Source organism: Nonomuraea sp. NPDC003709, assembly GCF_040610775.1.
Classification (GTDB): Bacteria; Actinomycetota; Actinomycetes; order Streptosporangiales; family Streptosporangiaceae; genus Nonomuraea; species Nonomuraea angiospora_A.
On the sequence record NZ_JBEXMW010000017.1, the window covers coordinates 289,649 to 297,742 of the forward strand.

An 8,094-nucleotide genomic window follows, 5' to 3' on the forward strand; every position below is an offset into this window, starting at 1 on the left:
ACTCATATGGATAACAACGTATGGACTCCCGTCCGGGCCCTCTTCGTGGCCGTGCTCGTCATCTCCGTCGCGACCCTCGGCGTGGCCGCCCTCATCGGCGGCAACTGGGTGGTGTGGCTCCGCGGCGCCGCCGTGGCCGTGGCCGCCGTCTGGCTCGTCGCCCTGGCGGGGCAGGCCTCCCGGGGAAAGAGATCGGCCTACGTACGCATCCGCTTCGTCACCATCGCCGCCCCCGTCGGGATCGTGCTCATCCTCGTCGCCCCGGACAGCGGCTATCCCGGCTGGATGAAGGCGGAGCAGGCGGTGGTCGGCGTGCTGGTCGCCGCCGTGGCCCTCCTCGTCAACCGACGTGCCGTACGGCAGGCGTTCCCGAAGCGTGGCAAGCTGGGCTGAATGCAGAGCTCTGCCCCCCGCCGGGCGGCCACCGAGGCCCGCAAAGCACAGATCGCCTCCGCCACGATCGCCGTGCTGGCGCGGCGCGGCTACGCGGAGACCACGTTCGAGGCCATCTGCGAGCAGGCGGGGCTCAGCAGCAAGCGGCTGATCTCCTACCACTTCTCCAGCAAGGACCAGCTGTTCGAGGCCGTCGTCCGCCAGGTCGTCGAGGACGCGGCCGCCTTCATGCGCCCGGCGCTCGACGCCGCCTCCGGGGCGCGCGCCCAGCTCGAGGCGTTCATCAGGGCGAACATCGCTTTCATCGCCGCCCATCCCGAGCACGTGCGGGCGGTGCAGCAGATCGCGTTCAACCAGGTGCCCGTCGGCGACGAGGAGCAGGACGCCGCGGTCGCCAGGCTGGCGGCGCTGTTCGCGGAGGGGCAGCGGGCGGGGGCGTTCCGGGAGTTCGACGGGGTGTTGATGGGTACGACGCTGCGCGCGTCCATCGACGGGGTGGCCGACCGCCTCGTCAAGGGCCTCGACCCTGATCGGTGCGCAGACGAACTGGTCGAGATCTTCGACCGCGCGACACGCGCCTGACCTCGCGGGCCACCGGGCAGCGCAGGCGTGCTCACGCCCGACCCCACGACTCGACGGGCCATAACCACGGAATGGTCGCTACCGTAGATTCGTCCTCGGGTGGCGTGGCGCGCCGCCTCGGCGATGGCCAGACCGGGGCCGACACCCGGCCCGTGGGCTGCACGTCGAGCTGGGACACCACCCAGCGGTTGCGTTGGCGATTGGAGACGCGGTGAGCCATGACGTATCCGGCCAGTCGGCCGAACTGACGTACGACCTGGGCTATCACGGGCTGCTTGAGCGTCTTCGATCTCACGGACGCCAGTCAACGGCTCCAAGTGCCCTTGACGCCGAGCCGGACGAGCTGTTGACGATCGGCGAGCTGGCCAGGACCACCGGTGTGGCCACCTCGGCGTTGCGCTACTGGGAAGAGCTCGGCCTGCTCCCCGCCCCGACCCGGGTCTCGGGCCAACGGCGCTACCCCGCCTCGGCGTTGGCGATCGTCGGCCTGATCCTTTCGTTGCAGGACGTGGGTTTCTCGCTGCGCGAGCTGAAGGTGCTCATCACCTCTCGTTACGAAGACGTCGACGCCTGGCGCGAGCTCCATGAACGCAAGCTCGCCGAGCTCGACGAACGGATCGCCCAGGCGCAGGCCGCGCGCACCGCCATCGCCCACGGCCTGGCCTGCGGGCACCCGGAGGGCATCTTCCACTGCCCCACCTTCGCCCGCGTCATCGCCGCCCGCCTCGCCGGATCCCCTCTCCACGAGGCCCACTCCCACTGACCACCTCACCCCCACCACCGATCACCTCAGCCGGAGACTCCGGCGGGCGCGCTCCAGGTCGTCTCTGGCGGTCTTGGTCAGCGTCTGCTCGGGGCCCATGACGGTCTCGAACCGGTTCACGACCCATTCGTACTCGGCGAGCGCGTCCGCGATCCGTCCCACTGCCTCGTACGCCGTGGCCAGGCCGTGCCGGGTGATCAGCGTGTCGGGATGGTCTGCGCCCAGCAGCCGCGCCTGTTGCCCGGCGACGTGCTCGTACAGCTGGACGGCCTCATCGGCCCTGTCCGCCGCCTTGTAAGCGCGCGCGAGCTGTCCTTTGACGACCCAGGTATCGGGATAGTCGTGATCGAAGAGCCGCTCGTGATCGGCTATCAGCCGCTGGAACAGCTCGATGCCGCGCTCGGGCCGGCCGCCCTCGACGTTGGTGTACGCCTGGAAATAGCGCGCCGCGAGCAGGGTGGGATGGCCGGGTTCGAGTGCCCGCCCCTGGTCGGCCACCACCTGCTCGATCATCGGCACCGCCTCCGGTGCCCTGCCTCCCATCGTGTACGAGAAGGCCACCGACGCGCGTGACCACAACGTATCCGGATGATCGTCACCGAGGACGCGGGAGCGGTCGGCCGCGACGCGTTGGTAGAGGGCGGCGGCTTTCATCGCCTGGCCGGCGTACTCGAAGGCGTGCGCCAGCGTGTGCAGGGCCGCGAGGGTGTCCGGGTGCTCAGCGCCCAGGAGCCTCTCGCGCCCCCTGACGACGGCTTCGGCGACCGGGGCGGCCCGGAGCCCGTCGTTGAGATAGACCAGATGGGAGGCCACGACGTGGCGGACCCGGAGCACGAGCTCGGCCGCCGCGCGCAGGTGCGCGAACTCGTCGTCGGGGACCCGCTCGACGGCCTCCCACAAGGCCGCCGCGTGCTCGGACACCGCCATGATCGTGGGGAACTTCCGCCAGGTGTCCTGGTCGGAGACGTCCTCGACCGCCACGCACAGCCGTTGCCCGGCTGTCTCGATCAGCTCGGCCAGGGTGCGGTCGCGTCCGGCCTGATCGCGTACCGCACGCCGGACGAGGCGGTGGACGAACGCGGTCGTGTCGCTCCGGCTGAAGGTGACCAGCGATCGTGCGCCCAGCTCGGCCAGAGCCGGTTCCGCCTGCGGGCCGAGCAGCTCGAACCCGACGCCGGAGGTCGACAGCACGGACAACTCTCCGAGCAGGCGCGCGGCCGCCGGGCCGGTCTGCCCGACCGACAGCATGATCGCCTGCGCGACTCCGGTGGGGTACGGCTCTCCGCGAGGCCGCGCGAGGAGCACCTCGATGGGGGTGGCGTGCAGCCGCCCCAGGTAGGAGTCGCACGACAGGCGCGGCGGGCCGACCAGGGCGGCCGCGGCGATGCCCAGGGCGAGCGGCAGGCGGTCCAGTTCCTCGGCGAGCAACCGGAAGCCCTCGTCGTCCGCGCCCACCCGCGTGCGGAGGTACTTCACCGCCTCGGCCTCTGTGAACTGCTCCACCGCAACCATCGTGGCGAGCCGTTCGAACGAATGATCATTGGTGGTGATCAGCACGCGAGCTCGGCCGTGCGACGGGAGCAGCGGCGCGAGCAGATCGGGGTCCGTCCCGTTGTCGAACACGACCAGATACGGCTCGCGCCGCTCCTGAAGCCAGGCTCTGACCTTGCGGGCCACGGTCGCCGGGTCGTCCGCGTCGCTGCGTAACCCGGCTTCGGTGGCCAGCTGATCCACGGAACCGTGAAGCTGGTCGACAGTCTCGGCGTGCAGCCACGCCACCGGGATGCCGCGTTCGATGCAGCGCCGGGCATAGGCGGCCGCCAGGTGGGTCTTGCCCACGCCGCGTCCCCCGACCAGCGCACACACCGCCGCCGTGCGGCGGGGGGAGAACAGCTTGTCGATGCGTTCGCTCAGATCCGAACGCGGCTGGAAGGCCTTCGGCTCGCGCGGCACATCACCGACCGTGCGCAGGTCCCGCTTCGAACCGGACGGCGGGCCGGCGCCCGGTTCCGCCTGACCGGCCCAGATGGCGAGCGGCGTCCCGGGGAGCAGGACGACCAGACCGACGACGATGCTCGTGCTGTCCAGTCCGAGCCCGTTCGCCACACAGATCCACCAGGCCAGAACCCCCGCCGTCGACGGCAGCGTCGCCGCGATCACGACCTTGAGCCAGCGCGGCATCTCAGCCCTTTCTACGCGAGAACGGTTCTGTGATGAATCGGAAGGCCGTACTCGACGAGTGTCACACGCCGCCATCACCTTGTCGCGGGCCGATCACGGGAGGGCTGGCCGCAGGCGCCGGAAGCCACGAGCTCCCAGGTCCCCCTCGGGCGAGACCCGGACCGACAAAGCCGTCCCCGAACTCGCCGCGCCCCTCACCTCGAACGCGGTGGCCATCGAGCTTGATCTCATGGGTCAACGTACAAAGAGCCGACCAGGCAACCCCCGGCGCACCAACCTCACCCCCCGTCACCAACCCGCAACTCCCTGCGCAGACGACCTCGCCCCGCCGCCAGCCAGGCGACCCTCGACGCCGCCAGCCTCACCAACTGCCAGACCGGCAACCCTCGACGCCGCCAACCTCGCTTCTGCCCCCAACCCGACAACCCCCGCACCGCCGACCCCACAACCGACCCCCAACCCCGCAACCCCCCGCACCACCAGCCTCACTCCACCGCCAGACCCACAACCCTCGACACCCTCAACCTCACCCAACACAACCTCGCAACCACCGCCATCGCCAATCTCGCCCTCTGCCGATCCCGCAACTCCGGCACCGCCGACCCCACCGCCGCCTCACCCCCACGACTCCTGGTGCGGCTTGCCCCGTCTGTACACGACCGGGAGCGATCGCGCTTGTCCGTCAAACAGAGGCAGGGGTTGCATACAGTGTGTCCATTGCATGCAATGTATGCCGTCCGCTAACCTGATCCGCATGCAGACCGATGTGGCGCGGAAGCGGCTGAGGGAGTTGATCCTCGACGGCACGTACCCGCCCGGGGCGCGGTTGACCGAGATGGAGGTCGCGACCGCCCTGGACATGAGCCGCACCCCCGTCCGCGAGGCGCTCCGCGCGCTGACCGCCGATGGGCTCGTGCAGCCCTCCGGGCGCGGAGTGGTGGTCGTGGCGTTGGAGCAGGGCGACCTGAACGAGGCGTACCAGGTGCGGGCGGCGCTGGAGGCCCTCACCGCCGAGCTGGCCGCGACCCGCCAGCGCGAGGGCCGCATCGCCCCCGCCGACCTCGCCGCGCTCCGCGAGATCGCGATCGAAACCGCCACGGCCACCGCCGAGGGGCGGTTGGCCGAGGCCGTGCGGCTCAACCGCCGCTTCCACCGGGTGATCGCCGAGCTGGCGGCCAACTCGATGGCACTGCACGCGCTGGAACGCATCTGGGATCAGATCCAGGTGTCCACGTTGCGCTCGCTGGCGCCGCCGTCGCGGCCCGCGTACGTGTCGGGCCAGCACGAGGAGCTCGTCGCCGCGATCGTTCTGGGCCACCCGGAGGAGGCCGCCAGGGTCGCCCGCGCACACGTACTCGACACCCGTAGCATCACCCACAGCGAGGAGGACGAAGCATGACCCGCGAGCACACATACCCGGTCGTGGTGACCTGGACCGGCGACAAGGGCACCGGCACCAGCGGATACCGCGACTACGGCCGCGAGCACGAGCTGACCGCCGAGGGCCTGCCGGCCATCGCGGCCAGCTCCGACCCGGCCTTCCGCGGCGACCCGACACGCTGGAACCCGGAGCAGCTCCTCGTCGGCTCGCTGTCCCAGTGCCACATGCTGTCGTACCTGCACAAGTGCGCCACGGCGGGCGTCGTCGTCACCGAGTACGTCGACAACGCGGTCGGGACCATGGCCGAGACCGCGGACGGTGGCCACTTCACCGAGGTGGTGCTGCGCCCCTCCGTCACCGTGATGTCGCCCGAGATGGCCGATGCCGCCGCCAAGCTGCACGAAGACGCGCACAAGGCATGCTTCATCGCCAGCTCCGTGAACTTCCCGGTACGCGTCGAGCCGACCATCCGCGCCGTGTAACCGTAGGTTCGTCCCGGGTGGGCGGGTGCCTGCTCCGTACGGCCGTAGCGGGCCGGAAACCGGTTGGATGTCGGAGGCGCGCTGCGGCGCCGAATCGTCCGGCTACTGCGACCGATCCCTGCTCCGCTCGCCGGCGCGTGGGGGCGGCAGCCGGATGACCAGCTTCTTGTCACGCGCAAGCCGGTGCGCCACCTCGTTGAGCCGGGCGCAGACGTCCTTGATGTTCTGGTGGGCCTTGTTGCGCTCGGCGATGATCGCGGCGAGCAGCAGCGCGGTCAGCGCCGCGGAGCCGTTGAAGGCCTGGAGAGCGACCATGTTGAGGAGGAGGTCGTGCTGCGCGAACGGGCCGGAGTGGCGCGCGGCGGAGACGATTGCCACCGTCGACGCGATCAGCGCGCACGCCGCGGCCCCGAGGAGTTGGAAACGCAGCGCGGCCCAGATCAGGAAGGGGAACACGAGGAAGAGCAGGTTGATGGGGCCCGCGGTCGCCACCAGCGTGACGAGGAAGGTGCCCAGCAGCAGCGCCGCCCCTTCGACCCAGCGGAGCGGGTGGGAGTCCCGCGGCAGCCGGGTCGTGCGGCTCGCGAGCAGGAGCGGCGTGACCACGAGCACGCCCATCGCGTCGCCCGTCCACCACACCGACCACGCGGGCCAGAACTCGTCGGGCCGCAGCCCGCCGGCGAGCAACAGCGAGCCGGCGCCGACGGTCGCGCTGACCAGCATCCCGGCGAAGGCACCGAGGAACACCAGGGCGAGCGCGTCACGCAGCCGGTCCAGTTCGATGCGGAAGCCCACGCGCTCGAGCAGGAGGTAGGCGCAGACCGGCGCGAGGGTGTTCCCCGCGGAGATGCCCAGGACGGCGGCCATCGTCGGCCCGATCGACACGTTGGTCAGGAATGCGCCGAGGGTGATGCCCGGCCAGATCCGGAGGCCGAAGATGAGCAGGGCGGCCAGCCCGATTCCCGTCGAGGGCCACAGCGGCGTCACCTGCCCTCGGACCAGCTGCAGTCGCAGCCCCAGCTTGGCGGCCACGAAATAGGCGATCGCGACGGCGAGGATCTTCACGGCCGTCATGGCATGATCCCGTAGCCCATAGTGGACGGCGACAGCCCTCATAGGAACACCTCCGGCCCCGCCGAATCGACGCCCGGTCTAGCGCGTACCGCGGCAACACTCGTCTGTTCAAGCTCGGGTTCCGGCCTTTGGCGTGGCATGACCGGCCCTGTCTCAAAACTAGTCACAATCCGCCAGATGGGACCCAACGCCAGGTAATCGACATATACGTCAAAAGCGATATAGCAATAGAAAAGGGAAAGAATGCCCTGTCGCGGCTACACCCGCGACCAGCTCGACGCCGTCGCTGCCGAGGTGAACGCCCGACCTCGCAAGACGCTCGACTGGGACACCCCGGCGGAGCGTCTCGCCGAGCTCCTGGCACACCGGCCTTGACCTCGACTCGACCTCGCCCTTCGACCCGATAGCTGGGTATGCGGTGTTCAAAGGGTCAGATCTGCGGACAGGAAAGCATGAAGGTGTTCATCATGCAGCCGGCCGTCACCAAACCTCTTCGCTGATCGCATCACGCCTTCGAGCACGAACCCCGACTTCTGCGCCACCCGGCAGGAGGCACGATTCTCCACAGCATGAGTGAGGACGATCCGTTCAAGCCGCAGCGCGGTTACCGCCCATATCGTCACTGCCTGGACAGACGCGGTAGCGGCGCCTCGGCCGCGCGCCCAAGACGCGATCCGGTATCCGATGCGGGCCTGAGCGTTTCCCCAGTCAAGCCCATGTAGCGCGATGTTGCCGACGTAGCGCCCGGACTCCGCGTCAAGGATCGAGAACGAGGCGTGCGTATCGTCAGACCAATCAGCGCCCTCGAGACAGTCGGCAACGGCTGCGGCCTCGTCCTCGATACGGCAACGAGGATTCCAAAGAAGCACGTCCGGGTCCCTGGCAAGGCGCAAGACCTCCGGAGCGTCGGTCGTGCTGGGCGGCCGCAGGTTGAACTTCGATGCGGAAAGCTCGACCGACGTTGGCAGAAAAGGTGGCATGTCCCGAAGAATGCCATGAAGATCGCCGAAAGCGCCTGCGCTTAAGCGTCCTTCGGGCGGCTGGTCCGGCCCGCCCGAAGGACGCTGAGAGAGAGCACCGTCGCTCTGCTGGCTGCCGCAAGCAACTGATCACTTGTGTTGCGACGACCCCTCGAATCCGCCATGGATGGACCGGGGCCGTTCGTCGTCGGCGGGCTTGGTCTGCCTCTCCTTGGGAGGCTGTGGGTCACAGGCTGCGGGCGGTGATGTCGCCGTTGG

9 protein-coding genes are annotated in these 8,094 nt (G+C 69.6%); 6 read left to right on the forward strand and 3 right to left on the reverse strand.

Features of this window, described 5'->3' with window-relative positions; all coding sequences use genetic code 11:
- Positions 1–6 precede the first annotated feature (6 nt).
- The 3 genes from ABZX61_RS42150 to ABZX61_RS42160 all read left to right on the forward strand — a co-directional run bounded on the left by ABZX61_RS42150 (position 7) and on the right by ABZX61_RS42160 (position 1,738).
- Complete coding sequence (locus ABZX61_RS42150; RefSeq protein WP_355202633.1) at positions 7–393, forward strand: hypothetical protein; 387 nt, start codon at positions 7–9, stop codon at positions 391–393.
- Positions 394–975 carry a TetR/AcrR family transcriptional regulator gene (locus ABZX61_RS42155; RefSeq protein ID WP_355202636.1) on the forward strand — a complete coding sequence of 194 codons (582 nt, stop codon included), beginning with the start codon at positions 394–396 and terminating at the stop codon, positions 973–975.
- Positions 976–1,186: 211 nt separating this feature from the next.
- On the forward strand, positions 1,187–1,738 hold the full coding sequence (locus ABZX61_RS42160; protein ID WP_355202639.1) for a MerR family transcriptional regulator: 552 nt from the start codon (positions 1,187–1,189) through the stop codon (positions 1,736–1,738).
- Between the two features lie 21 nt (positions 1,739–1,759).
- Here the strand turns inward: ABZX61_RS42160 and ABZX61_RS42165 are convergent, their stop codons facing one another.
- On the reverse strand, positions 1,760–3,919 hold the full coding sequence (locus ABZX61_RS42165) for a tetratricopeptide repeat protein (protein WP_355202642.1): 2,160 nt from the start codon (positions 3,917–3,919) through the stop codon (positions 1,760–1,762).
- A 754-nt stretch (positions 3,920–4,673) separates the two neighbouring features.
- Between ABZX61_RS42165 and ABZX61_RS42170 the strand changes: the two genes are divergently transcribed.
- A complete protein-coding gene (locus ABZX61_RS42170; RefSeq protein ID WP_355202645.1) occupies positions 4,674–5,318 on the forward strand; it encodes a GntR family transcriptional regulator in 645 nt (214 codons plus the stop codon).
- A complete protein-coding gene (locus ABZX61_RS42175; protein ID WP_355202648.1) occupies positions 5,315–5,782 on the forward strand; it encodes an OsmC family protein in 468 nt (155 codons plus the stop codon). Before ABZX61_RS42170 ends, ABZX61_RS42175 begins: the two co-directional genes overlap by 4 nt.
- A gap of 102 nt (positions 5,783–5,884) precedes the next feature.
- Here the strand turns inward: ABZX61_RS42175 and ABZX61_RS42180 are convergent, their stop codons facing one another.
- Positions 5,885–6,856 carry an MASE1 domain-containing protein gene (locus ABZX61_RS42180; RefSeq protein ID WP_355202651.1) on the reverse strand — a complete coding sequence of 324 codons (972 nt, stop codon included), beginning with the start codon at positions 6,854–6,856 and terminating at the stop codon, positions 5,885–5,887.
- A 243-nt stretch (positions 6,857–7,099) separates the two neighbouring features.
- Between ABZX61_RS42180 and ABZX61_RS42185 the strand changes: the two genes are divergently transcribed.
- Positions 7,100–7,231 (forward strand): hypothetical protein, encoded by a 132-nt coding sequence (locus tag ABZX61_RS42185; RefSeq protein WP_355202683.1) that lies wholly within the window; start codon positions 7,100–7,102, stop codon positions 7,229–7,231.
- Positions 7,232–7,278: 47 nt separating this feature from the next.
- Here ABZX61_RS42185 and ABZX61_RS42190 read toward each other — a convergent pair whose 3' ends face one another.
- Positions 7,279–7,836, reverse strand: coding sequence for a GNAT family protein (locus ABZX61_RS42190; protein ID WP_350732030.1), 558 nt, complete (start codon positions 7,834–7,836; stop codon positions 7,279–7,281).
- Between the last annotated feature and the right edge of the window lie 258 nt (positions 7,837–8,094).

Coding starts and splice junctions, on each gene's coding strand:
- ABZX61_RS42150 (WP_355202633.1), top strand. CDS start 7: ATGGATAACAACGTATGGACTCCCGTCCGGGCCCTCTTCGTGGCCGTG.
- ABZX61_RS42155 (WP_355202636.1), top strand. CDS start 394: ATGCAGAGCTCTGCCCCCCGCCGGGCGGCCACCGAGGCCCGCAAAGCA.
- ABZX61_RS42165 (WP_355202642.1), bottom strand. CDS start 3,919: ATGCCGCGCTGGCTCAAGGTCGTGATCGCGGCGACGCTGCCGTCGACG.
- ABZX61_RS42170 (WP_355202645.1), top strand. CDS start 4,674: ATGCAGACCGATGTGGCGCGGAAGCGGCTGAGGGAGTTGATCCTCGAC.
- ABZX61_RS42175 (WP_355202648.1), top strand. CDS start 5,315: ATGACCCGCGAGCACACATACCCGGTCGTGGTGACCTGGACCGGCGAC.
- ABZX61_RS42180 (WP_355202651.1), bottom strand. CDS start 6,856: ATGACGGCCGTGAAGATCCTCGCCGTCGCGATCGCCTATTTCGTGGCC.
- ABZX61_RS42185 (WP_355202683.1), top strand. CDS start 7,100: ATGCCCTGTCGCGGCTACACCCGCGACCAGCTCGACGCCGTCGCTGCC.
- ABZX61_RS42190 (WP_350732030.1), bottom strand. CDS start 7,836: ATGCCACCTTTTCTGCCAACGTCGGTCGAGCTTTCCGCATCGAAGTTC.